Annotated in this window: 21 protein-coding genes and 1 pseudogene; 9 read left to right on the top strand and 13 right to left on the bottom strand. The window is 51.3% G+C overall.

Annotated features, from left to right (window positions below):
• Positions 1 to 5: 5 nt before the first annotated feature.
• The 3 genes from ACO0U8_RS06540 to ACO0U8_RS06530 are packed head-to-tail and all read left to right on the top strand — an operon-like array spanning position 6 to position 3,239.
• The gene (locus tag ACO0U8_RS06540) at positions 6 to 833 is read left to right on the top strand and encodes a phosphodiesterase (RefSeq protein WP_421670491.1); all 828 of its coding nucleotides are present in this window, start codon (positions 6 to 8) and stop codon (positions 831 to 833) included.
• Positions 833 to 1,939 carry an ABC transporter ATP-binding protein gene (locus ACO0U8_RS06535; protein WP_200930285.1) on the top strand — a complete coding sequence of 369 codons (1,107 nt, stop codon included), beginning with the start codon at positions 833 to 835 and terminating at the stop codon, positions 1,937 to 1,939. Before ACO0U8_RS06540 ends, ACO0U8_RS06535 begins: the two co-directional genes overlap by 1 nt.
• The gene (locus ACO0U8_RS06530; protein ID WP_421670490.1) at positions 1,932 to 3,239 is read left to right on the top strand and encodes an ABC transporter substrate-binding protein; all 1,308 of its coding nucleotides are present in this window, start codon (positions 1,932 to 1,934) and stop codon (positions 3,237 to 3,239) included. Before ACO0U8_RS06535 ends, ACO0U8_RS06530 begins: the two co-directional genes overlap by 8 nt.
• Positions 3,240 to 3,279: 40 nt before the next feature.
• On the opposite strand, the gene ACO0U8_RS06525 is transcribed toward ACO0U8_RS06530, so the two are convergent.
• Complete coding sequence (locus ACO0U8_RS06525; RefSeq protein ID WP_056773134.1) at positions 3,280 to 3,888, bottom strand: HD domain-containing protein; 609 nt, start codon at positions 3,886 to 3,888, stop codon at positions 3,280 to 3,282.
• A gap of 335 nt (positions 3,889 to 4,223) precedes the next feature.
• Between ACO0U8_RS06525 and trhA the strand changes: the two genes are divergently transcribed.
• Positions 4,224 to 4,874, top strand: coding sequence for a PAQR family membrane homeostasis protein TrhA (gene trhA / locus ACO0U8_RS06520; RefSeq protein WP_056773133.1), 651 nt, complete (start codon positions 4,224 to 4,226; stop codon positions 4,872 to 4,874).
• A 52-nt stretch (positions 4,875 to 4,926) separates the two neighbouring features.
• Here trhA and ACO0U8_RS06515 read toward each other — a convergent pair whose 3' ends face one another.
• A complete protein-coding gene (locus ACO0U8_RS06515) occupies positions 4,927 to 6,207 on the bottom strand; it encodes a lysine N(6)-hydroxylase/L-ornithine N(5)-oxygenase family protein (protein ID WP_421670489.1) in 1,281 nt (426 codons plus the stop codon).
• Positions 6,208 to 6,360: 153 nt separating this feature from the next.
• On the opposite strand from ACO0U8_RS06515, the gene ACO0U8_RS06510 reads away from it, so the two are divergent.
• From ACO0U8_RS06510 to ACO0U8_RS06500, 3 genes are all read left to right on the top strand, one after another.
• Positions 6,361 to 7,242, top strand: a complete 882-nt coding sequence (locus ACO0U8_RS06510) for a PhzF family phenazine biosynthesis protein (protein ID WP_421670488.1) — start codon at positions 6,361 to 6,363, stop codon at positions 7,240 to 7,242.
• A gap of 165 nt (positions 7,243 to 7,407) precedes the next feature.
• Complete coding sequence (ada, locus tag ACO0U8_RS06505; RefSeq protein ID WP_421670682.1) at positions 7,408 to 8,505, top strand: bifunctional DNA-binding transcriptional regulator/O6-methylguanine-DNA methyltransferase Ada; 1,098 nt, start codon at positions 7,408 to 7,410, stop codon at positions 8,503 to 8,505.
• A 57-nt stretch (positions 8,506 to 8,562) separates the two neighbouring features.
• Positions 8,563 to 9,099 (top strand): GNAT family N-acetyltransferase, encoded by a 537-nt coding sequence (locus tag ACO0U8_RS06500; RefSeq protein WP_421670487.1) that lies wholly within the window; start codon positions 8,563 to 8,565, stop codon positions 9,097 to 9,099.
• Positions 9,100 to 9,146: 47 nt separating this feature from the next.
• Here the strand turns inward: ACO0U8_RS06500 and ACO0U8_RS06495 are convergent, their stop codons facing one another.
• The 7 genes from ACO0U8_RS06495 to gatZ form a co-directional block, all read right to left on the bottom strand.
• On the bottom strand, positions 9,147 to 9,851 hold the full coding sequence (locus tag ACO0U8_RS06495; protein WP_421670486.1) for a GNAT family N-acetyltransferase: 705 nt from the start codon (positions 9,849 to 9,851) through the stop codon (positions 9,147 to 9,149).
• Positions 9,852 to 10,006: 155 nt separating this feature from the next.
• A complete protein-coding gene (locus ACO0U8_RS06490) occupies positions 10,007 to 10,861 on the bottom strand; it encodes a tagatose bisphosphate family class II aldolase (RefSeq protein WP_421670485.1) in 855 nt (284 codons plus the stop codon).
• A 4-nt stretch (positions 10,862 to 10,865) separates the two neighbouring features.
• Positions 10,866 to 11,915, bottom strand: coding sequence for a galactitol-1-phosphate 5-dehydrogenase (gatD, locus tag ACO0U8_RS06485; protein ID WP_421670484.1), 1,050 nt, complete (start codon positions 11,913 to 11,915; stop codon positions 10,866 to 10,868).
• A 45-nt stretch (positions 11,916 to 11,960) separates the two neighbouring features.
• Positions 11,961 to 13,325 carry a galactitol-specific PTS transporter subunit IIC gene (locus ACO0U8_RS06480; RefSeq protein WP_056773116.1) on the bottom strand — a complete coding sequence of 455 codons (1,365 nt, stop codon included), beginning with the start codon at positions 13,323 to 13,325 and terminating at the stop codon, positions 11,961 to 11,963.
• Between the two features lie 3 nt (positions 13,326 to 13,328).
• The gene (gatB, locus tag ACO0U8_RS06475) at positions 13,329 to 13,613 is read right to left on the bottom strand and encodes a PTS galactitol transporter subunit IIB (protein WP_056773114.1); all 285 of its coding nucleotides are present in this window, start codon (positions 13,611 to 13,613) and stop codon (positions 13,329 to 13,331) included.
• A gap of 83 nt (positions 13,614 to 13,696) precedes the next feature.
• Complete coding sequence (gatA, locus tag ACO0U8_RS06470; RefSeq protein ID WP_421670483.1) at positions 13,697 to 14,173, bottom strand: PTS galactitol transporter subunit IIA; 477 nt, start codon at positions 14,171 to 14,173, stop codon at positions 13,697 to 13,699.
• Entirely contained in the window at positions 14,166 to 15,461 is a 1,296-nt protein-coding gene (gatZ, locus tag ACO0U8_RS06465) for a tagatose-bisphosphate aldolase subunit GatZ (RefSeq protein WP_421670482.1), read from the bottom strand. The genes gatA and gatZ overlap by 8 nt, the downstream gene beginning before the upstream one ends.
• A gap of 271 nt (positions 15,462 to 15,732) precedes the next feature.
• Between gatZ and ACO0U8_RS06460 the strand changes: the two genes are divergently transcribed.
• Both ACO0U8_RS06460 and exoX read left to right on the top strand, forming a co-directional pair.
• Complete coding sequence (locus tag ACO0U8_RS06460; protein WP_056773108.1) at positions 15,733 to 16,515, top strand: DeoR/GlpR family DNA-binding transcription regulator; 783 nt, start codon at positions 15,733 to 15,735, stop codon at positions 16,513 to 16,515.
• Between the two features lie 416 nt (positions 16,516 to 16,931).
• Complete coding sequence (exoX, locus tag ACO0U8_RS06455; RefSeq protein ID WP_421670481.1) at positions 16,932 to 17,594, top strand: exodeoxyribonuclease X; 663 nt, start codon at positions 16,932 to 16,934, stop codon at positions 17,592 to 17,594.
• 117 nt (positions 17,595 to 17,711) lie between these two features.
• On the opposite strand, the pseudogene ACO0U8_RS06450 reads toward exoX, so the two are convergent.
• The 4 genes and pseudogenes from ACO0U8_RS06450 to ACO0U8_RS06435 form a co-directional block, all read right to left on the bottom strand.
• A pseudogene (locus ACO0U8_RS06450) lies at positions 17,712 to 18,241 on the bottom strand (rhodanese family protein).
• A complete protein-coding gene (locus tag ACO0U8_RS06445) occupies positions 18,238 to 18,555 on the bottom strand; it encodes an ArsR/SmtB family transcription factor (protein ID WP_421670480.1) in 318 nt (105 codons plus the stop codon). Before ACO0U8_RS06445 ends, ACO0U8_RS06450 begins: the two are co-directional and overlap by 4 nt.
• Before the next feature lie 598 nt (positions 18,556 to 19,153).
• Entirely contained in the window at positions 19,154 to 20,362 is a 1,209-nt protein-coding gene (locus ACO0U8_RS06440; RefSeq protein WP_421670479.1) for a hypothetical protein, read from the bottom strand.
• 303 nt (positions 20,363 to 20,665) lie between these two features.
• Positions 20,666 to 22,996, bottom strand: a complete 2,331-nt coding sequence (locus tag ACO0U8_RS06435; protein WP_421670478.1) for a primase-helicase zinc-binding domain-containing protein — start codon at positions 22,994 to 22,996, stop codon at positions 20,666 to 20,668.

Raw genomic sequence — 22,996 nt, 5'->3', positions numbered from 1 at the left:
CATCCATGTTTTTAGCTCAGATTTCTGACATGCACTTTCGCAGCCAAGGCCGCAAACTGTATGACTTTATCGATGTGAACGGCTGTAACGCTGAAGTCGTCAGCCAGCTGAATGCGCTGGAAGAACAACCGGATGCGGTGGTGATCACCGGCGATATCGTCAACTGCGGTCTGCCGCAGGAATACGAGGTGGCGCGCCGCACGCTGGGTAATCTGCGTTATCCGCTGTTTATCATTCCCGGCAACCACGACGACAAAGCCCAGTTTCTGGAAGCGCTGCATTCGTTGTGTCCGCAGCTCGGCACCGACCCGCAGAATATGCGTTACGCCATCGATGATTTCGCGATGCGTCTGCTGTTTGTCGATTCCAGCCTGGCGGGAGAATCGAAAGGATTCCTGACGCTGGAAACGCTGGCGTGGCTGGAAGGTCAGCTGGAGCAGGGCGGTGATAAACCGACGGCGGTGTTTATGCACCATCCGCCTGTGAAAGTCGGTTCGGCGCAGATGGACGCCATTTCCTGCGAAAACGGCGACCAGTTGCTGGCGCTGATCGACCGCTTCCCGTCGCTGGTTCGCGTGTTCTGCGGCCATACGCATCGCCTGATTTTCACCCAGTACAAACAGGCAATCATCACCACCATTCCCGGCACGGTGCATCAGGTGCCGTATTATCACCACAATCCGGCGCCGTTTTATAACCTCGAACCGGCGGCCTGCGTCATGCACCGTCTGGTGGATCAAACCGGGCTGGTCAGCTATCTGCACCCGCTGTCGCAGTATCCGGGGCCGTATCTTTACGACGCACAAATCAGTTGCCCGGTGGATGATCAATGATGTCTGGCATTCGTCTGGAAAATATCACCAAACAGTTTGAAGGCAGCACGGCGGTGAATCAGCTGTCGCTGGAGATCGCCGACGGGGAATTTCTGGTGCTGGTCGGGCCGTCGGGTTGCGGAAAAAGCACCCTGCTGCGTCTGCTGGCGGGGCTGGAAGAGGTCAGCGACGGGCGCATTATGCTCGACGGCAATGACATCTCTGCGCTGCCGCCGCGCGAACGTAATTTCTCAATGATCTTCCAGAACTACGCACTGTTCCCGCACATGACCGTTGAGCAAAACATCACGTTCGGTATGCGCATGCGCAACGAACCGAAAGATCAGCATCAGGCGCGTGTGGATCGCGTGGCCGGACTCTTGCAGCTGGAGCCACTGCTTAAACGCAAACCGGGCAAACTCTCCGGCGGGCAGCGCCAGCGTGTGGCGATGGCGCGCGCCATTGTGCGCGATCCGAAGCTGTTTCTGATGGATGAACCGCTGTCCAATCTTGATGCACGGCTGCGTACGGAAGTGCGCGACGGCATCATGCAGCTGCACCAGCAGCTGAAAACCAGCACCGTTTACGTCACGCACGATCAGATGGAAGCCATGACTATGGCGGACAGGATCGCCGTGCTGGATAAAGGCCATTTGCAACAAATCGGCGCACCGGAAACGCTGTACGCGCATCCGGCCAACCTGTTTGTCGCTGGATTTATCGGCACGCCGTCAATGAATCTGTTTTTGCTGCCGTGCGCCGCTGGCGTGCTGACAGTCGAAAACCAGCCGGTACGTCTGCCGCAGACGGAACATGCGCAGGCGCTTGCTGACGTGTATCTGGGCATCAGACCCGAACACATCAGCGACCGGCCGGTGGAAGGCGAAAGTCTGCAATTGCAGGCGACGCTGACCTATCGCGAACTGCTCGGCGCGGAGTATCTGTGCCACGCCGACACGTCGCTTGGCAAAATTCGTTATGTTCGTAAAAACCAGCTGCGGGAAAACAGCCGGGACATTCCGCAACCCGGCGACCGCATCACCTTGTATTTCTCTTTGCACGACCTTCATCTTTTTTCAGGCCAAAACCAGCAGAATCTGCACCAGGAGAATCACCTTCATGCGTAAAACTCATGCGCTGGCGCTCGCCATCGGCTTCATTGCCGCAGGCACGGCGTCCGCCAAGGAAAATATCGATTTCATGTTCCCTGCGCCGGTTGACGGCAAGCTGACCATGGAAATGACCCGCGTTATCAAAGAGTTCAACCAGTCACAAACGGATATCGAGGTGCGCGGGATTTTCACCGGCAACTACGACACCACCAAAGTCAAAGCCGAAGCGGCGGCCAAATCCGGTCAGCCTCCGGCACTGGTGATCATGTCTGCCAACTTCACGGCGGATCTGGCGATCAAAAACGAAATTCTGCCGATGGACGAACTGTTCAGATTCGGCGATCAGAAAGCCACGCCGTTCCTGACGCAAAACTTCTGGCCCGCCATGCGCCAGAACGCCCAGCTTAACGGCGTGACGTACGCGATCCCGTTCCATAACTCGACGCCAATCCTCTATTACAACAAAGACATGTTCGCCAAAGCGGGCATTACCGCGCCGCCGAAAGACTGGGATGAATTGCTGGAAGACTCGAAAAAGCTGACGGATGCGGCAAAAGGGCAGTGGGGCATCATGTTGCCATCGACTAACGATGACTACGGCGCCTGGATTTTATCCGCGCTTACCCGTGCCAACGGCGGTCAGTATTACAACGCCGATTATCCGGGCGAAGTGTATTACGACAAACCGTCCACGCTGGGTGCGCTGCACTTCTGGCAGAATCTGGTGTATCGCGACAAAGTGATGCCGTCGGGCGTGCTCAATTCTAAACAAATCAGCGCGGCGTTCTTCTCCGGTAAACTCGGCATGACCATGCTCAGCACCGGGGCGCTGGGCTTTATGCGTGAAAACACCAAAGATTTCGAACTGGGCGTGGCGATGATGCCCGCTAAAGTGCGCAACGGCGTGACCATCGGCGGAGCGAGTCTGGTGAGCTTTAAAGGCATTTCTGACGGACAGAAAAAAGCGGCTTACACCTTCCTGCAATATCTGGTCAGCCCGAAAGTGAACGGCGCCTGGAGCCGTTTTACGGGCTATTTTTCACCGCGCATGGCGTCTTATGACACACCGGAAATGAAGGACTATCTGGCGAAAGACCCACGAGCGGCGATTGCGCTGGAACAACTGAAATACGCCTATCCGTGGTATTCGACCTATGAAACCGTGGCAGTGCGTCAGGCGATGGAAAATCAGCTGGCGGCACTGGTGAATGACGAGAAAGTCACACCGGAAGCCGCAGCCGCACAGGCACAGAAAGACGCCGACACCCTCATGAAACCTTACGTGGAATCGACGTCGCTGGCCGTGCCGAAGTAGTTGTTCTTGCGCCTTCCCCTCTCACGAGGGGAAGGTTTTATTACTTCAGCCAGCCCTGCTGATGGGCGTTATCCAGATGGCCGCGGATGTGCTGCCACAGTTCAGGATGGATATCGGCGATAAAGGCATTACGCGCTAACACCTGCTCCAGACGGATATTATTTTCCACCCAGCTCTGGCCCTGATTACTCAGGTTCATGACCATCGGCATCACGCGGTCGATCACCAGCGCAAAGCGCGCTTCTGCGGTTTCGCCCGCTTCGTATTCATTCCATAACGCCAGGAACTGCGTATTCAGCGGCGCGGGCAGCAGGCCGAACAGGCGTTTTGCGGCAATGATTTCCTGATCGTGAACCGCCGCGCGGGCAGCGAGATCGTAAACCAGCACATCACCGGCATCGATTTCGACGATATCGTGGATCAATGCCATACGAATGACCTTGTTAATATCAACGTCTTGTGGCGCATAAGGCGCCAGAGACATCGCTGCCACGGCGAAATGCCAGCTGTGTTCCGCGGAGTTTTCCTGACGATCGGTGCCTAACACTTTGGTGCGACGCTGCACGCTTTTCAGCTTGTCGATTTCCATCAGGAACTGAAAAACGTCGGTCATGGCGCCGAAATTCAGCGGGGAAGTTGCTACAGACATGGTCAAACCTTAGTCATATTGACGGCATTGTTAATGGCGTTATCAGAGATTTCCGGTACACCTTAATCCCTTGATGACAAAAAATCATGTTTTTGGGTGCGGAATAATCCGTCATCTGAAGAATGTAATAGGGAGGGATTATAAACAAAGTGAATAAATTGAAGGGGCTCCGGTGATGAGCATCCTGAAATGATGATCCTGCTAAGAGCCTGTTACAGGAGGAAATACTCCATTTTAGCGTACAGGTGTACACTGGAATCATTCTCAGCTACTCTGCGGGTCAGGATATTTTATAACCTGCCATTTTATTGTTATGCCTCGAGGGTTTTCATCGTATGGGTAAGACGTCTCCATCACCACAGGGATATCCGTGGGCTGAAGAGATTGCCAACAGCCTGAGTCACGGCGTTGGTTTGGTTTTTGGGATTGTCGGGCTGGTGCTTTTGCTGGCTCAGGCTCTGGCTGATAACGCCAGCGCCGTCGCAATCACCAGTTACAGCGTGTACGGCGGCAGCATGATTTTGCTGTTTTTAGCCTCCACGCTCTATCACGCCATTCCGCATCAGAAAGCGAAATACTGGCTGAAAAAGCTGGATCACTGCGCCATTTACCTGCTGATTGCCGGAACTTACACGCCGTTCCTGCTGGTCGGCTTAAACTCCCCGCTGGCGAAAGGGATGATGGCGGTGATCTGGGGGCTGGCGCTATTTGGCGTGATTTTCAAACTGGTATTCGCCCACCGGTTTGAAGTGCTTTCATTGATCACCTATCTGACCATGGGCTGGTTGTCGCTGGTGGTGATTTATCAGCTGGCGATGAAACTGCAGCCTGGCGGCGTCTGGTTGCTGGCGATTGGCGGCGTGGTGTACACGCTGGGCGTGATTTTCTATGCCTCGGAAAGGATCCGCTACGGTCATGCCATCTGGCACGGATTTGTGCTCGGCGGGAGCGCCTGTCACTTTCTGGCGATCTATTTCTACGTGTAGCGTTTAAGCCGCAAGAGAGAAGCGGAGCCGTGGCTCCGCTTTTTTGTGCCTGCTATTTACCTGCCCACCACTGCACCAGCGAAGGCACCAGTTGCAAATCGTAATGCGCTTCCCCCAGCAGATGATTGAGGATTTTCGCCGAGCGCCAGGCGGTCAGCGTCAGTTGCCCTTCCGCGCTGCCATGGCTGTGAATACCGGCATTAACCGCGTAAATGCGGTTCTGTTCAGGGCCGTCCCAGCGCAGATTGAAATTCGGCTGCAGCGGCAAATGCTGCTCCCGATCGTAAGGGATCCTCCCGAGCATGGGCGCGAGATAGTCCGGTAAACCGGGGCGATAGCCGGTCGCCAGGATCACAATATCGGCACTGAAATGTTCTTCGCAGTTTTCCAGCCCGTGTCTTGCCTGCAAACTGAAATCTCCTGCGGCATTGCGCGCGATATGATCGAGCGCGCGGTGCGGCAGTAAACGTACATTGCGCGGCTGATGCAGGACGTCAAAACGGTGATAAAGCTGCTTATAGATATCTTCCAGCGTGTGGTAACTGATGCCGTCGGAAGGCAGTTTTTGCGTGGCAATCTCCCGCTCGCGCACCTCTTCGGGCAGGGTATAAAAATAATTCACATATTCAGGCGTGAAGTATTCGTTGGTGAAAATCGATTCATCCAGCGGCTGAAAATTCGGGCGTCTCGACAGCCAGCTCAGCTCGGCGAATTCGCCCCAGTGGCCGCTTAGGGCATTGAGAATGATATCGGCACCACTTTGCCCGCCACCGACGACGGCAATACGTTTGCCGGTGAAATCGGGTTCACGCAGTTCAATTTCAGCGGCATGAAAACAATTCTCCCCCAGCGCCGCGCGGGCCGCTTTGGGGATCCACGGCGCATGACCGGTGCCGAGACAAATATTGCGTGCGCGGTGCTCGCCTTTTTCACTCTGCACCACAAACTCCTGCCGCTTATCGTCGAAATCGATACTTTCTACCGGCGCAGAGAAGTGCAAATTGGGGATGCGGTCGCACGCCCAGCGCAGGTAATCGGAAAACTCATCGCGGCTGATGATCAGCTGTTCCGTTGCCAGAAAGCGGTAAATTTTCTTCTGTTCCACCAGATAATTGATGAAAGAAAATTCGCTGCGTGGGGCGACGGTGGTCACCAGATCTTGTAAGACATAGGTCTGCATGGTGGCGGTTGGCAACAACATGCCAGGGTGCCAGCTGAATTCCGGGTTTGCATCAAAGAAGGCGGTGTTAAGTTTCTCCGTATCTTTTGCCATCGCGGCCAGGCTCAAATTGAAGGGGCCGATGCCAATACCGATCAAATCCTTCGCGGGCATCTTTCTGTTCCTTGTGTTTTATTAAATGTTTTGGAAAGTGCCTTAAGCATAGATCAGCCATTGGCGACTGACATTTTTCTCGATAACTTATCGAAATATTCCTAAACTCAGTCACTTCGCTATTTATTCCTCAATGATTAAAAAGGATTAGCTATGACCCGCCTGCGCCGTTTTAAACAAGTTGATGTGTTCACCGCCGAGCCGCTCAAAGGCAATGCGCTGGCTGTGATCCTGGATGCCGAAGGTCTGACAGACGACGACATGTTCGCCATGGCCCGCTGGACCAACCTTGCGGAAACGGCATTTGTGCTCACACCCACGTCACCGGAAGCTGATTACCGTGTGCGGATTTTCACCACCGATAAAGAGCTGCCATTCGCCGGGCACCCGACTCTGGGCACGGCGTATGCGCTGTTACAAAGCGGGCTGAAACCAAAGAATTCAGGCTATCTGGTGCAGGAATGCGGTGTCGGGCTGGTGCAGGTGAAACAGCTGGCAGAAGGCGGACAGGCATTTTCCGCGCCTCCGGCGGTGCTCAAACCGCTGGAAGAAGAGCACTTCGCCTTGCTGGCGACCGCACTGCGCGGGGGCAAAATCCAGGCCGATGTGACGCCGGTTACGGTCGACATGGGTATCATCTGGCTGGTGGTGCGGATGGAAAGCGCGCAGGATTGCCTGAATATTTCTGCCGATGCAGCAGCCGTCAGTCAGCTCCAAAAACAGCTGGGAGTTAACGGCATCGCGGTTTACGGTTTGCACGATGACAGCGTTGCGGCAGATTATGAAGTGCGGGCGATTATTGATGAAGACGGTGTGCTGAAAGAAGACCCGGTCACCGGCAGCGCCAATGCCTGTCTGGCAAGGGTTCTGAAAGCGGCAAACTTCCCGGATGGCGCACACATGGCAGACACCTACCTCGTACGGCAGGGCACAAAACTTCAGCGCGAGGGCCGCGTGACGGTCACTTTCGTTGACGGCGAACCCTGGATCGGAGGGGATTCCGTTACCCTGATCGACGGCACGTTAGACCTGTAATCCGCCGTCAGTCTGACGTCGCACGGCGACTGCTCACGCATGACCGGCCAGAAGCGTCATGCGTGTTCGCTGGCATGGCTGAATGAGAAAGCAAGAGCCGGAGGGCAGGCGGCAGATCCCCGGTTTATGCTGATGTTCATCCAGTCAGTCAATGTGAGGCAAAAAATGTCAGGCAAAACTGAAATCCTTCCCCGGTCAGTAACGATCAACAATGACAGCATCCAGAGTGAGGATCCGCGCTGGCTGGCGGTGATTAACTGCGATGCCAGCGCAGATGGCAAATTTGTATACGCGGTAAAAACCACCGGTATTTACTGCGCGCCTTCCTGCCCGTCGCGACAGCCTAAAGCGGAAAATATTGTCTATTTCGACAGTGCTGAAGATGCCGAGCAGGCAGGCTTCAGGCCCTGTAAACGCTGTCGCCAGGGGCTGATTTCACTGGCGCAATTTCACGCGCAGCGTGTGGCGCAAGCCTGCCGTCTGCTGGAGACATCAACAGACGTACTGACGCTGGATCATCTGGCCGGCACTGTTGGCATCAGCGCTTACCATTTCCACCGTCTCTTCAAAGCCCACACAGGTGTGACGCCGAAAGAGTATCAGCAGGCGCAGCGTGCGCGCCGTGTACGCGAAAAGCTGACGGATACAGCCACGGTCACCGAGGCCATTCACGCGGCCGGATACCCTTCCGACGGGCGTTTTTATGAGGCGTCCGCGGCGACGCTGGGCATGACGCCGCAGGCTTTCCGCTCGGGTGGGCGTGATGTGCGCGTCTGGTTTGCGATTGCAGAATCTTCGCTCGGCGCGATCCTGATCGCTGAAAGCCAGCGGGGGATTTGCGCGATCTTACTCGGCGATGACCCGGCGGCGTTGATCATTGAGCTGCAAAATCGCTTTCCGCAGGCTGAATTGCTGGGCGGCGACCCGGACTTTGAACAGCGTATCGCTTCGGTCATTGGTTTCATCGAAGCGCCGCAGTTGGGGCTGGATCTGCCGCTGGATATTCGCGGCACGGCATTTCAACAGCGAGTCTGGCAGGCATTGCGCGAGATCCCGGTCGGCTCCACTGCCAGTTACGCGGATATTGCCCGCAAAATTGGCGCACCCAAGTCAGTTCGCGCCGTGGCCGGAGCCTGTGCCGCAAACGTGCTGGCGGTGGCGATCCCCTGCCATCGGGTGGTAAAAACCGACGGTCATATTTCTGGTTATCGCTGGGGCGTCGAGCGCAAGCGTAGTTTGCTGGCGCGCGAGGAAAAAAGCTGACTATACTGGCCTGAGCGTTATTTTTCCGATACTTACCCAGATAAAGTGAGGGATCCTGTGCCTGTTTTAACATTCCGTTTTGCGCAGCCAGCCGATATTGATGCGCTGGCTGCATTACACGTTGCTATCTGGCGTGATACCTATCGCTCTCTGGCACCCGCAGAGGCGTTTTCCGCGCTCGACGTGCCGCGTCGTAAAATCTTCTGGCAGGACAAGTTTGAACATCCCGCTGAATCACAATGCATTTTACTGGCCGAGGCTGACGGAAAACTGGCGGGATTTTGTCTGGCGTCTGCTTCATCCAATCCTGAATTTGGGGAAATGGCTGAAATTAAATTCCTGTATGTTTCTGGTGATTTTAAACGTCAGGGCATAGGCAAGCGTTTAATCAGCGACGCTGCCCGCTATCTCGCGTCTGCGGGCTATCGCGCTGCCGGGCTGGGCGTGGTAGAGGGCAACGAATCCGCCATCCGTTTTTATGCCGCTCTGGGTGGCCGGGAGGCCGGACGCTATACCGATGCCGGGCCACTCTGGCGTTCACGCAATATCATTTATGCCTGGCCAGATATTACAGTACTTTCCGCCAGGCAATAATCTTTTGCTATCACATGTCCCGCGTCAGTGAAAATGCGGGACCTGTTTTACTTTCTCAGTGTTTCCAGTCGCTGTTTCTGCTGGCCTTCAGGTGTGAAATTCTCCGCGCTCAACCACTGTTCAAACATGCTTTTTGACGCGGGCCATTCATGATCAAGCAGCGAGAACCAGAGAGTGTCGCGATTGCGACCTTTATTGACCAGCGCTTGCCTGAATGTCCCTTCGTATTGAAACCCAAAACGCTCCGCAGCCAGTTTTGACGGTTCATTTAGGCTGTGACATTTCCACTCACAGCGGCGATATTTAAGGGTTTCAAACAGATAGCGTTGCAACAGGTAAATAGCTTCCGTGCCAAAACGTGAGCGTTTCATCAGTGGGGACCAGTTTACCCAACCAATTTCCGCAACGCCGTGGACGGCATCGATACGCATCAAAGCAACGCTGCCGATTGCCCGTTGTGTGGCGAGGTCGATGACGGCGAAAAACAGCGGATCCTGGCTTTTCTCCTGCTGAGCAATAAACGCATCACAATCTGACTGCGTGGCAGGACGATCCACCGAAAAATAAGTCCAGTCACGGTTGTCATCAATGCTATGCCAGGCGTTAAACAGATCCTGACTGTGGCGTTCACTTTTCAGTGGCTCAAGGCGGCACCAGAGGCCATCAAGCTGGACGTGCGTCGGTTTTTCTCGCGGTTGCCAGTCGGGCAGGGCATCGCCGATGGGCTGACCAAAGTGGTTGAGCGTTGTCATAGCGGTTTCCATTCACTTTCGAAGAACACCCATAAAATCAGAACGTATTGATGGCTGCAACCGGCGCGATAATAAAAGTCTGGTAAGCGGAGAAATCTCTCCGCTTTGTTTCCTTATCCCGCTCGCTGAGTGAGCCGGTTTATGAACGCTGGCACTTATAATCGCCCGGCACTCCCGCAAATTCTGATCTTCTCCTCGACCACTTTCTGCATGGCACGTTTTCCCGGCACAATGTATTTACGCGGATCGTTGGCGTCAGGATGTTCAGAAAAATACCCTTTTACCGCATCGGCAAAGGCGATCTTCAGCTCCGTGGCAACATTGACTTTACAGATCCCCAGTTCAATCGCCTGATGGATCATATGCTCCGGGATCCCCGAGGCACCGTGTAACACCAGAGGAATATCGACCTGCTGGCGAATTTGCCCCAGCCGGGTGAAATCCAGTTTGGGCTCTCCCTGATACAAGCCGTGAGCAGAACCGATCGCGACGGCGAGCGAGTCAATACGGGTCGTTTCCACAAAGTGTTTTGCCACAACCGGATCGGTGAAAAAGCTGTCGCCGTCTTCCACCACCAGATCGTCTTCCTGCCCGCCAAGACGCCCGAGCTCAGCCTCTACGCTGGCGTCAAATGCGTGACAAAAGCGTACCGTCTGGCAGACCTTTTCGATGTTTTGCGCCAGGGGAAGGTGTGAAGCATCGACCATGACGGAGCGGATCCCTGCACGGACTTTTGTCTCTATATCGGTCTGTTCTTCATGGTGATCCAGATGCAGCGCCAGCGGAATGCCATATTGGCGTGCCGCTTCCTGACATATCGACATCAGATAATCGGTTCCCGCATAGCTGAATGTTCCCGGTGTTCCCGCCAGAATCACTGGCGAGCTCATGGCCGCTGCGGTTTCTGCCACCACCTGAACGGTTTCGAGATTGTGGACGTTAAAAGCTGGCACCGCATAACCTTCGCGTTGTGCCGCCAGCAGCATTTCCCTGTTTGAAATGAGATACATTGCTTCAGCTCCCTGTCATATCCAGCAGAATTTTTCCGGTCATGGGTTTGCCCGCCAGTGCAGTCACATCCGCAACGAACTCCTGCGGATTGCCAACGCTCGCGATAAGCGGCTCAAGGTTCAATTTGTTTTCGGCAAACAGCTGCGTTGCCTGCTGCCATTCACTGCCTGGCCACGGCGCAGAGTAATTCATCCAACTGCCCAGCAACGTCAGCTCTTTGCGCAGGATATGGCTGAAGGTGGCGACGTTAAGCGTCAGTTCTTTATGCAAGGTACCGACCAGAACGACCTGTGCTTTGGGACCGGCTATATCCAGCGAGAGTGCCACGGTCTGCGGGGTACCGGCGGTTTCAATGATCAACTGGTCAAAGCGACGTTCGTGGTTATGCTGACGGATTTCCTCCGCATTCATTTCAGCGCTGTTGCAGGCATGGCTGGCGCCGGTTCTCAGTGCCAGATCCAGGCGTTGCTGATTGATATCAATCGCTGTCACGGATTTTGCGCCTGATGCCGCAGCCGCCTGGATGATCAGCTGGCCGATAGTGCCCGCTCCAATCACGATCACCTCTTTGCCCTCACATCCCCCCGCGAGTTTTAATGCGTGCAGGCCGACGGTAATAGGTTCCAAAAATGCGCCCTGAATAAGGGAAGAACTTTCGGGAAGCCGGAATAAATTTTTACGGGAAACCACGACAAACTCTGCGTGGCCGCCGTCGCGGCGTGAACCAATAAACTGATAGTGCTTACACTGTGAATAAGCCTCTTTGCGGCATTCTTCGCACTTAAAACAGGGTAATAACGGCACGCAAGCCACAGCATCACCTTCCTGAATATCATCAACATCTTTTCCGATACTGACCACGTGGCCGCTAAATTCATGTCCCAGCGTAATGGGATAAAAATGTGCACCCTGTGAGAAAATACGTGGAATGTCGGATCCACAGAGGCCGGAATAGGCAATGCGCACCAGCACATCATCCGGGGCGTTCAGCACAGGCATCGGGCGTTCTTCCACGATCATCGCCCCGCCAGCATTTACAACGACAGATTTCATAGTCGATTTCCTTATGGCGGGGGAATTCCCCCGCCGGATGAAGATTTACGCGTTAGCCTGAGCTGCGGCCAGTTTTTCAGTTTTGGTGAAGTTGTGGGCACGACGCCATGTGAGGAATACTCCAATGGCATAAAGCGTGCCGATGATGCTCAGCCCGGCAACGTTTTTCAGTGTGCAAAGTTGAATCAACAGATAGGTGACAGGTGACCCGCCCTGATCCATCGACGCCACTCTGCCGCCTGCGCTTAGCGCACCGGCATTTGCAGCCAGCTGGGTGTGCAAATCGATAGTTTGCGTGGCAATCCACAGCGTGATGCTCATGATGATGCAGCCTGAGATCAGCGTGCGGAACAGGTTGCCCTGATGTACAGCAACGGCGATGGCGACAAAGAAACCGATGGTGGCGAGGTCCCCAAACGGAAGCACCTGATTTCCCGGAACCAGCACGGCGATCAAAATTGTCAGCGGGATAAAGATCAGGCTGGCTGAGACGACGGCGGTATGACCGAGTAACAGCGCCGGATCCAGACCAATCAGGAACTCTTGTCCTCCAAAGCGCGCCTGCAGGCGGGTACGGGCATGGCGTGCAATCGGCGTTAAACCGTCCATGATGGGTTTGATCACCCGTGGCATCAGCAACATAACCGCCGCCGTTTTAACGGCCAGCTGTAATACACCCTTGATGTCATATCCGGCGAGATAACCGATGATCAGGCCCATCACAAAACCGACAGTGACCGGCTCGCCAAACGGACCAAAGCGTTTCTGGACATCATCTGCGCTGAAGTGGATCTTGTTCAGCCCTGGGATTTTATCAATGAGAGTATCTACCAGCACGGCGATCGGGCCGAGATAGGCCGAGGAGCCGTGAGGAATAGCGATACCTTCGAGGTTGAAGAAGTCCCGCGTATCTTTGGCAAACCAGTCACCCAGCTTGTAGATAAACGCCGCATGAACCACCACACCCATGATCCCCAGCCAGTACGAGCCCGTCGCGAGATGCAACATTGCGCCGGTGAAGGTCATATGCCAGATGTTCCAGATATCCACGTTGACCACGCGCGTCATGCGGGTCAGCAACATAATGATGTTCACACCGATAGCAATCGGAATAGCAACCAGCGCAATTTGCGATGCCCAGGTCATCGGTGACGATCCCGGCCAGCCGATATCCACGACTTGTAAATTGATTTCAAAATGCTCAGCCATCGCTTTCGCTGCAGGCCCGATTGAATCCAGCATCAGACCAATGACCAGCCCGATACCCACAAACCCAATGCCAATGTGAATGGCAGATTTAAACGAATCACCTAATTTCATCCCTAATATCAGCGAGAAAATGATGATTACGCCGGGCAACATGACGGTTGGCCCGAGATCGAGGATGTAGCGCATTATTTCGGTAAACATGGCTCACTCCTGCAGCAGGGTCAGTATTTGTTCGCGCAAAGCATCCATACCGACGCCGGAAATAAACGGCATGCCATGTACGACGGGAATGCTGCCGAACGTGCGGTCAACTTTGGCCGTGGTACAAATCAGGTGGACGCCGTCCATGTAGGTTTCAATTTCCGTCACGCGGCACTGCACGAGATCCACTTTGATGCCGTGTGCTTCGCATAACTCTTTGATTTCTTCTGCCGCCAGGGTCGAGGTGGCAACGGCTCCGCCACAGGCAACAATAATTTTTCGTTTCACGGTAAGGCTCCTTGATGGTCTGTTTTTTGGTGTTATTTTTTTGTAAGGCTTTGGGTACAGTTTGAGTTACAGGGGATTCAGGTTTACACCGCGGCAGCTTTCTCCGGCGCCGTGACAAAAACGTGTTGTTTAAACAGTTCTGCCAGCTGGTCTTCAGGCACAGTAAGCAGGCTTTCGTAAAACGTGGGTTCCTGCAGCTGGCTGAATAATTTGCGCAATAACACCAACTGCTCAGAGGGATGGGTGACGATCAACGCAATAATCAGCGAAGCCGCGACAGTGCCTTCATCATCAGCCTGGAAAAACTCCACCGGTGCGTCCGGACGGATCAGATAAATGGACGGGGTGCGGGCGTGCATGGCTTCGCAATGCGGAATAGCCACCGCATGGTGTTCGAGCTGAATGCCGGTTGGAAATTCCGCTTCACGAATCAATAACGCCTGCGGATAGCTGGTCTGTACAACGCCCGCCTGCACCATAGATTCACCGATGTGCGTCAGTGCTTCGTGGCAATCCTCGAAGGCGATGCCTGTTTTTACAAATACCTGGCAGTTATGCATGGTTGCATTCCCCACAGGCCTTCACTTGTGGCGTGCAGCCGAAGTGATAGGCACGTAATACATCCTGGATTTTGTCGATGATCAGTTCATGAGGATGGCTGGCAAGTTCACCGGACATCACCCGTTCGAACTGAGCTGGCAGGTACTGACTCAGTAAACCAAGTGGGATATCAAGCGACTGGAGATTACCGATCAGGACTTCCATCGCGCGATTAATACGGGCATGTGGCCAGTAGTAGCGAATGCGATCGGAAAGGCTGAAGTGCAGGTCGATAAGTGACAGGCTGAACGTCGGGTTGTAATACTTCTTCCAGTAGCCCGGCTCATCAAGCATCACGCCGTCGATCACTGTGAGGATCTGGCTGCGGGATTCAGGTGCAACCAGGACTTGTTCGATATTGGCCAGCGCGAATACAGCCTCACGCAGCGCAAACGTCAGTGCCGGACCCACTTTGAGGATCGCGTAATGGTCTTTTACCAGATGTCGGTATGAATCACGGGTCTGGTAATCGGTAGAGTGCGCTTCATAAACCAGCGGGGTGTCATCGATAAAGGCTGATAAATCCTCTGCCAGAGTGGGCTGATAGTGGATCACGCGGCTGTGATCAAATTCAACTCCCGGCTGAACAACGACGGCGATAATCCGATCAATGGCACTTTCCAGCCCTGCTTCACGGAATGCCTGATAGTGCATATCCAGCGTCGCTTTGGCATCTTTGGCTTCGGTCACATGAACATGCTTAATCGCGGACGCTTCGCCACCGGGTACCGGAACTTCTGTCCCGATAACGTACGTCAGCACCTGTTTCTGCTGTGGTGTCGCGACCTTTTCCGCGACCTTGCATAAACGGGCTGCGCGCTGAGTCACAACGAGAGGATCAAGCGGGACAGGATCGTCCGCACAGGACATCGAGGCATCGAGATGGATCTTGCTGAATCCGGCTTCGACGTAGCGTGCGATCAAGACTTCCGCTTTGCTCATCGCACTTTCAGCATTTTCACTCTGCCAGCAATTTGGCCCGAGGTGGTCACCTCCCAAAATAAGACGCTGAACCGGAAACCCCAATTTCTCCGCTATTGCGAGAACAAAATCGCGAAAATCAATCGGCAGCATACCGGTGTAACCGCCGTACTGATTAACCTGATTAGATGTAGCTTCAATCAGCACCTTACGACCACTGTGCAGATCTTCTCTTAGCGCGGCCTCGATCACTAAAGGATGAGCTGAGCAGACTGAGCATATCCCGATACTTTCGCCACTCTTATGCTTCCTGATTATTTCTTTCATTTTTCCTCCGTTTGTTTTCGAAGATATTCGTGTCTTTTCGAAAGTCTAACAATAGCGTTGTTTGTGTTTCGTGATGATGATCGTAATATTTCGTAAGTCATTTCATTCGTTTTCTTTCATTTTGGATTGAGTGGCGAGAGAGGGGGATGCTTTCTGGCGAGGCCGGCGGCAAGCTAAGCGTGCTGTATTTCACATCCCCGTTAATTTTTTATCCTCACTTCGATATCTTTTGTTTACACTGTGCGAAATAGGACGTTTTGGACTAAACAGGATGAATACTTACGATCGTCGCAATAAAATTGTTGAATTAGTGAATCAGAAAGGCACCGTTCAGGTTGCTGAGCTTTCGAATGCTTTCGGTGTGTCTGAGGTAACTGTTCGTGCGGATCTGACCCTGCTGGGGCAAAAAGGCGAACTCACCCGGTTTCATGGCGGCGCAGCAAAACGTGAAGACAAGGCAAGTGACGGGCAGGATAAGCCGCAGGACGAATTGATTCTCGAAGAGCGTTATCTTCAGGCCAGCGATCCTAAAAAGCGCATTGCGCAGGCTGCGGCAGGCATGGTGAAGCCCGGCGATACGGTGATCCTTGATAGCGGTAGCACCACTATGTTGCTGGCTGAGGAACTGGTGAAATCCGGCGATATCACGGTCATTACTAATAACTTACCGGCGGCTTTTGTATTGTCTGAGAACCCGGATATCACGCTGGTTGTTTGTGGCGGAACGCTGAGGCACAAAACGCGTTCATTGCATGGCAACATCACGGAGTATGCCTTGCAGGGCATCGTGGCTAACCTGATGTTCGTGGGAGCCGATGGTCTGGATGCGGCGACCGGAATCACGACGTTTAATGAGGGCTACAGCATCAGCGGGATTATGGCCGATGCCGCTCAGCGCGTTGTCGTCGTCACCGATTCCACTAAATTTGGTCGTCGCGGGTATAACCTGGTGCTGCCGATGGAAAAAATCGACACCATCATTACGGACACGGATATCAGCGATGAGGCCCAACAGGCTCTCAGAGACACAGCGATAGACCTCATTCTTGTTTAACTCCTTTCAGGTTGCAGACGTCTTCCTGGTGATGAATGTAAGCCAACCCGAGAAACTGGGGAACGGGCAGTTTCTGACGCTGCGTTGAGTATCGAAAACAATGTGAGTCGTTGCAGCAGCAGGCAGATTAATTTGAGAGATAAATTCAGGAAAGTGTGGCCGCCGCGTTGTTTCTGTGCGGCTGCAAAGAGGGGAGCCGATATTTTTTAAACCTTAGGCGAAGTCTTTCTGTTCGTATTTGATATGTGACATGGAGTTCACCCTTTTTCAGCCGCAGGCTTTGCACGGTCGTTCCTGGATTTAGCAGTGAACGATGGCCACGGTTTACTTTTCAATGATTCAGCTGTTGGCAGAGTGAGTTCATTCCTTTACGCTTACATTTTTAGTCGGCGTTTGCTGGTCATCTGGAGTGGAATATGTTGCGCGTTATCGATACGGAAACCTGTGGATTGCAAGGTGGTGTGGTTGAAGTTGCTTCTGTCGATATCGTAGATGGACAGATCGTCAATCCGATGAGCGATCTGGTGCGTCCCGACCGTCCTATTAGCTATCAGGCGATGGCAATTCATAAAATAACCGAAGCCATGGTGGCCGATAAACCCTGGATAGAGGACATCATTCCTCGTTACCACGGCAGCCCATATTATGTTGCCCATAACGCCAGCTTTGACCAGCGTATGCTCCCTGAGATGTCAGGTGAATGGATTTGTACTGTCAAACTTGCGCGACGTTTATGGCCTGGCATCAAGTACAGCAATATGGGGTTATACAAATCCCTCAAGCTGCAAGTGGAAACGCCTGCGGAGCTTCATCATCACCGTGCGCTTTTTGACTGCTATATCACGGCGGCGTTATTGATTCGGATTATGGATGAGTCAGGCTGGACACCTGAACAGATGGTGACGCTCACCGGGCGTCCTGCGCTGGTGAGCACAATGATGTTCGGTAAATATCGTGGTAAAAAAATTGAGGAAATCGCGCAAGATGATCCGGCATATTTGCGCTGGATGCTTAATAACATCAAAGAATTAACGCCAGATTTGCGAATGACGCTCAAGCACTATTTAGAAGCACAGTAAATGCTCTGCCAATATGCTTCCTTCGCAACGAAGGACAGATGTGAAAATAATCACTGGCACTAACTGCACAGAAAGCCGTACATCTCACGGGCTGCGGCTTTTTTAAAAACCCCATACTTATTTTTTAATCCTGTTCCACGGCATGTTGGAAAGCAGGATCGCCATTCCACACCAGCCGCTGATACCCGCAAAAAGAAGGCCCGCACCGACGAATCCGGACAAAAGAAATAAGCTTGTATCGATTGTGTATCCCATCAGGATCCCGATAAGGATAAGCGTTCCGGCTGCGATTTGAACTTGTCGCATAATCGGAGAGGCTGTTTTTTATCCTCTACGGTTGGAAGATTTGCGCTTTTCCAGGCGTTAATTCCTCCTGAAAGCAACAGAACCGGGACGGGTGCCGCAGCTCTGACAAGTGCCTCGGCATTTTGAGTTGTCCGGGAGCCTGCTAAACAGTGAAAAATGACAGGATGTTGTATCGGAAGATTTTTAATGCTTTTTCCCAATACGATGTCAGACAGCGGGAAAGAGTGTGCTCCGGGCACGTGTTCACGCAAAAATTCTGCAGGTTCACGGATATCGATCAATGTGCTGCCATTGTTCATAAGCTCTTGTGCTTCAGATGGAGTTACGGTCTTCACGATCATTTGACATCCTCAGGGCAGTAAATGTCCTTTAACGTTGCGATAACTTTTCGAATCAATTCATTTTTGATGAAGTAATTCCTTCTTTGCTCATCTCTGGAACATTCAATCAAATCCTCTTCCTTCATCCTTGCCAGATGCTGGGAGGTCGCGGAAGGACTCAACCCGGTCAACCTGCTCAGATCGCCCGCAGAAGTGCCTGGCGAGTCAATGAGCATGCAAAGAATCATTAATCTATTGGTGTTACTCATGGACTTAAGAAGTTGTGCCGCCTGAGCAGCACCTTCTTGCAGAAAACGGATTTCGGTATTTTTCATATTTTAATTTAGAGTTTACTAATTTAAGTAAACTCTAAATTAACCGAAGAAATAGATCAATGAAATTTTCTGGGGCGTAAGGGATACCAATGGGGTTTGAAAACAGGCAATAAAAAAGCCGCAAACCCTTGCAGGCTGCGGCTTTCTTTGCGGTAACGGTCTTATCTGGTAATAACCGAAACCTTGTTTGGGCTGGGGGAAGTTGAGGAAATTAGCTAACTTAATGTTTTAACTAGTTAATTACGAATTCAGGTTTGTGGTGTATACCTAAACGTATACCAATGCAGATAATCGTACTTCGTTATGTTCATATTTTGAACGCTTTGAGTAGGATACCTCTGACTAGCCTACGCGATACAAAAAGATTTATAGAAAAACTGGTCACAGTGTTCACTTTTGCATTAATGATTATAATAAACAGTTAGTTATGCGGTGATTAGTAGATGAAATCAGTTCACTATAAGTGACGAGTTGATGGTCTGCACATTAAATGAACTTGCAGTTTTCGAGTCTTATAAGTTAATCGTTTTGCTTAAATTCTTAGGACAGGTGCTATCAAAGATAACCTGTCCATAAATCAACCAATAGTTCCAGAACTTCATAAAGAGGATGTTTTCTCTATACTTAAATTTAACGTATAACCTTTTATTGAACCTTCAAAATTTTCTCTGGTAACTGAAATTCTATAATTACTCTGTTCTATTTTCATGTCCTTTGAATGATTAACTAAGTTATCTATGTCTACATTGATTTCTGGAGCTGCTTGAGAAATTAGTTTCGTGCAGGCTAGTTTTAGAAAATCAAGTGTTATATTTGATATCGGTAAATTATTAATATGTGATCGTATCTTGAATTTTTTTACTGAGTTCTGGTTTCCGTAAATATAAAATGCAATATTATCTTTAATGATTTCTCCTTCTCCAATTTCAATCATGGGGCTATATGCCCACCATTCATCTTCTGAAGGATGATAATCATTAGTCACTAAACCAATTTTAGATAGTAAGTTTTTGGCAATAAATGGTGACCATGTGCCGTATTGTCTATTTATTGATGCGTCGGATTGGTTTTTAATTCTTTCTTTTATCTCATGTATTTTATCATTAAGTTGATCGATGTTATTAATGTGATTTAATTCCCGAATAAGAATGCGCATGTTATTAACATCGTTTCTGAATTTCATGATGATTAGAAGCTTGGCTTTTTTTAAAATTTCTTTGTTATCGAATCTAAACTCCAAGCTAACAAAGGCAGTTTCATAGGCTTGAGCTAAATAGAATATGTAAACGAAAGGTAAAAACATCAATGATAGAGTTATAGGGGTTAGAAACTCAGTTAAGTTATTTTTTGAAAATGTCTCCAAGGGAGATTGTAGGGATATATATAATGAGTGAATGAAGTAAAAAATGACAAAAATAGATAATAAATATTTAATAATGGTGCTGACTTTTTTAGTTTCTTCTTTTATATCGCCTACTACTATAAGTAGGGATAAGAAAGTGATTATAGGCAGTATGATCATTTCTGAGATAAAAGAGAATGTTTGTAACTCCATTATGAAAATCAATATTACAGTAATGCTCAGTGTATTTTTAACTTGTTTTTTGAAGAAGTATTTTTCTTCTTCAACTTTTTTTATTTCAAATAAAGATGCAAATGCAAAGGTTATGCTCCACACAATAGTGGTTTTAAGATTGTTGATACTCCAAATCCCTAGATTATTTAAAACTGTTATGCAAACCATTACCCACCCCGCTGCCATCATTAGTGGGTAAAGTATTTTCCTATGCATAAATAATCGTAACATCTCAAAAAGCAATTCCCTGATGTTCCTTTTTGTAAAAAAAACAGGAATAGAATGAGCGTGTAAATGATCACCGCATATTCTCTGTTGTTGATTTCCATGTTCATACCCGCCAGAGTTATAGGTTTTGTTGATTTTAGAAAAAAGTAAAATATTTTGTCATAGATTTATTTAGTAAAATACTAGTTTTATTAATAGGCATTCAATGAATGCGTTTCCCTTACCTATGGGACAAAAGGCCTGCAAGCAGGCCAAAATATCAATCTAAATGCACAGTGATTTCATACAGTACAAATTCACGTTAGCTTAAGGCGTTTCGCACTTCGGCAACCAATCCGCCTCACTGTCATCGTTTAAGGTGAGGTTGGTCTGCATTCCCTGATTAGTCTTCCGCTTCAAAAATTCAATTTCATACTCCCTTAACGTTTGCGGTACAGCCCGACCAAAGGCCGTCAGGCTCATAGGGCGCTGATGCCCTCGCGCTTCCATAAACGACAGGTATGCGTGATAGAGATACTTGCGCGGGTTAGCCGGAATAATGTTGGCGTTGCCAATATAAAGGCCGTTTGGTGTGCTGACAGCGAGCAGGTAACCGCAGAAATCTACCAACGGATCGGCACTGCGTTTTATTTCCAGTGCTTCATCGGAATTCTGCTGTTGCTGTAACAGCTCGCGTGCTTCACTAGGAACGGCAAAGCGTTGCATCAGGTGGCGAACGATGACGGCCAATTCCTGACCTATTTTCTCTATCAGTCGTGGATCTCGTTCATTCGTGGGTATCACCTCGGGGAACGTGATGATCACGCGCCTACGCGAGACACCGCCGCTGCGGTCACTGAACTGCATTGGATTATTGTTCACTGCCAGAATAACCGCCGGAATATGTGTTGAATAAGCATCACGATATTTCGGGTCAATCGCTACTGCATCGCCGCCAGTGATGGCTTTAATTCCTGCGCCGTCGCCGCTCCATTTCTCCTGGTCGGGCAACACAATCAGTGAGTATCCGACCACAGAAGCACGCTCACGTGCGGATTCCAAAGTCTCAATGCTTGCGGAAGTAGTGTTGTCTTCTCCCGCAAGCATGCGCGCTATGGCTGCCATGACGCTTTTACCGCTGCCGCCTGGTCCTGTCACTTCAAGGAACAGTTGCCAGTCGTAACGGTTTGCCAGAACCATGAAAAGCGCCGCGAGAATGCGCTCTTGCTTATCGCTTTGCCGGTTTGCCGCCCGCGTCAGCCATTGCCAGAAGTGAGGGGCATGCTCTGCAAGGTTTTCACCGGCTTTAGGTTGTGTGTAATCAACACTGTTTACGGTTCGCAGCCAGTTGTTCGGGCTGTGGGGACTAAAATGTCCTGTGGCGGTATCAAACACTCCATTGCGGAAACCTATCAATCTTCTCGCCGGTTTCCCTGTTTGAGGCACCATCAGCTTCAAGGTATCAATAATCCCGCTAATACCAGGTGCAGAGAAGGGCGCGCGGATTTTTTGAAATAAAGCGGCGATCTCTCGGCTAAGAATGCCGTGGGGCAATACTTGCCACGCGCCATTCTCATAGCGGCAGAGGTCTTCACCCACCTGCGGTACCGCTAACCGTTGTTCATAATGGGTTATTAATAGTTCCGCTTTCTCGCTTGCGCTCATGGATTTAAGGTCTGCGTCACTGACCGTATCGAAAGGACTCCGTGGGGATTGCTGAGTAAAGACGCGAAGCTGTTTCAGCGTATTGTCACGACCTTCCTGCATGAATACATCGTTCCAGTCACCGGCGATTAAGGGGATCGCAACCTTCCCGTTGACCAGATTTGCGGCTTCTTTCGCTTTCTTCTGCCCTGTACCGTTAACATCATTATCTGCTGCCATTAGCAGCACGGCGTCAGGGTATTTCTTACGCAGACACTCAGCCAGATGAGGGAAGTTATTGGCACTCAGTGCCACATACACGGTTTCGCCGGTCAGCGCATGTATTGTCAGACCGGTTGCATAGCCTTCTGCCATCCAGATAACAGCGTTGTCGTTCCCTTCAGAATGATGAGCGGCACCGGTAACCTGCCCACCCGCAAGCATGTGTTTTTCCCCCGACCCGTTAATGAGCTGGGCGTTGACCAGGTTGCCTGACAAATCATAAAGCGGAATGACCAGGTCACCCGCCGCGAAATCTAAGCCGCCCACGCGCAGGCCGTTACCCTGTAAGGTTAGTGCCTCCTTATCCGCCCAGCCTTTTTTCTCCAGATAGGCATTACCGGAAGCTTTGCGGGCGGCATTCACCAACATTTTCGCCTGCGCGGCTGCCTTCTGGCGGGCATCGTCTTTTTGCTGCTTTACTGCGGCCTCGTCGTGATGAACTGCAAGTGGCTGAGCCTCTCCCAGAATCTCAGCCACCTTCACGGCGGCTTCTTTCGTGGTGATATCCAGCGTTTTCGCAACCAGATTTAATCCGTCACCGGCACCGCAGTGGTTACATATCCAGGTTCCTCTTCCTGCCTGATTATCGAAGCGAAAGCGGTCTTTGCCCCCGCAAACGGGGCAGGCGGAATGATGCCCGTGAGGGGCAACGGTTATACCCAACGCGGGCAGAAGCTGAGGCCAGCGCCCTGTCGCGGCGCTCACGGTGTTTTGAACAATCATTTGTGTCAT

Origin of the sequence: Rahnella sp. EDr1-12 (assembly GCF_049206505.1) — a bacterium.
GTDB classification, from domain to species: domain Bacteria; phylum Pseudomonadota; class Gammaproteobacteria; order Enterobacterales; family Enterobacteriaceae; genus Rahnella; species Rahnella rivi.
The sequence above is the reverse complement of the archived record's forward strand: the minus strand, read 5'-3'. Positions and strand labels throughout refer to the sequence as shown.

What these genes read in the sequence shown, in the direction of transcription:
- ACO0U8_RS06540 (WP_421670491.1), top strand. Translation starts at nt 6, where the DNA reads ATGTTTTTAGCTCAGATTTCTGACATGCACTTTCGCAGCCAAGGCCGC.
- ACO0U8_RS06535 (WP_200930285.1), top strand. Translation starts at nt 833, where the DNA reads ATGTCTGGCATTCGTCTGGAAAATATCACCAAACAGTTTGAAGGCAGC.
- ACO0U8_RS06530 (WP_421670490.1), top strand. Translation starts at nt 1,932, where the DNA reads ATGCGTAAAACTCATGCGCTGGCGCTCGCCATCGGCTTCATTGCCGCA.
- ACO0U8_RS06525 (WP_056773134.1), bottom strand. Translation starts at nt 3,888, where the DNA reads ATGTCTGTAGCAACTTCCCCGCTGAATTTCGGCGCCATGACCGACGTT.
- trhA (WP_056773133.1), top strand. Translation starts at nt 4,224, where the DNA reads ATGGGTAAGACGTCTCCATCACCACAGGGATATCCGTGGGCTGAAGAG.
- ACO0U8_RS06515 (WP_421670489.1), bottom strand. Translation starts at nt 6,207, where the DNA reads ATGCCCGCGAAGGATTTGATCGGTATTGGCATCGGCCCCTTCAATTTG.
- ACO0U8_RS06510 (WP_421670488.1), top strand. Translation starts at nt 6,361, where the DNA reads ATGACCCGCCTGCGCCGTTTTAAACAAGTTGATGTGTTCACCGCCGAG.
- ada (WP_421670682.1), top strand. Translation starts at nt 7,408, where the DNA reads ATGTCAGGCAAAACTGAAATCCTTCCCCGGTCAGTAACGATCAACAAT.
- ACO0U8_RS06495 (WP_421670486.1), bottom strand. Translation starts at nt 9,851, where the DNA reads ATGACAACGCTCAACCACTTTGGTCAGCCCATCGGCGATGCCCTGCCC.
- ACO0U8_RS06490 (WP_421670485.1), bottom strand. Translation starts at nt 10,861, where the DNA reads ATGTATCTCATTTCAAACAGGGAAATGCTGCTGGCGGCACAACGCGAA.
- gatD (WP_421670484.1), bottom strand. Translation starts at nt 11,915, where the DNA reads ATGAAATCTGTCGTTGTAAATGCTGGCGGGGCGATGATCGTGGAAGAA.
- ACO0U8_RS06480 (WP_056773116.1), bottom strand. Translation starts at nt 13,325, where the DNA reads ATGTTTACCGAAATAATGCGCTACATCCTCGATCTCGGGCCAACCGTC.
- gatA (WP_421670483.1), bottom strand. Translation starts at nt 14,173, where the DNA reads ATGCATAACTGCCAGGTATTTGTAAAAACAGGCATCGCCTTCGAGGAT.
- gatZ (WP_421670482.1), bottom strand. Translation starts at nt 15,461, where the DNA reads ATGAAAGAAATAATCAGGAAGCATAAGAGTGGCGAAAGTATCGGGATA.
- ACO0U8_RS06460 (WP_056773108.1), top strand. Translation starts at nt 15,733, where the DNA reads ATGAATACTTACGATCGTCGCAATAAAATTGTTGAATTAGTGAATCAG.
- exoX (WP_421670481.1), top strand. Translation starts at nt 16,932, where the DNA reads ATGTTGCGCGTTATCGATACGGAAACCTGTGGATTGCAAGGTGGTGTG.
- ACO0U8_RS06445 (WP_421670480.1), bottom strand. Translation starts at nt 18,555, where the DNA reads ATGAAAAATACCGAAATCCGTTTTCTGCAAGAAGGTGCTGCTCAGGCG.
- ACO0U8_RS06440 (WP_421670479.1), bottom strand. Translation starts at nt 20,362, where the DNA reads ATGTTACGATTATTTATGCATAGGAAAATACTTTACCCACTAATGATG.
- ACO0U8_RS06435 (WP_421670478.1), bottom strand. Translation starts at nt 22,996, where the DNA reads ATGACACAAATGATTGTTCAAAACACCGTGAGCGCCGCGACAGGGCGC.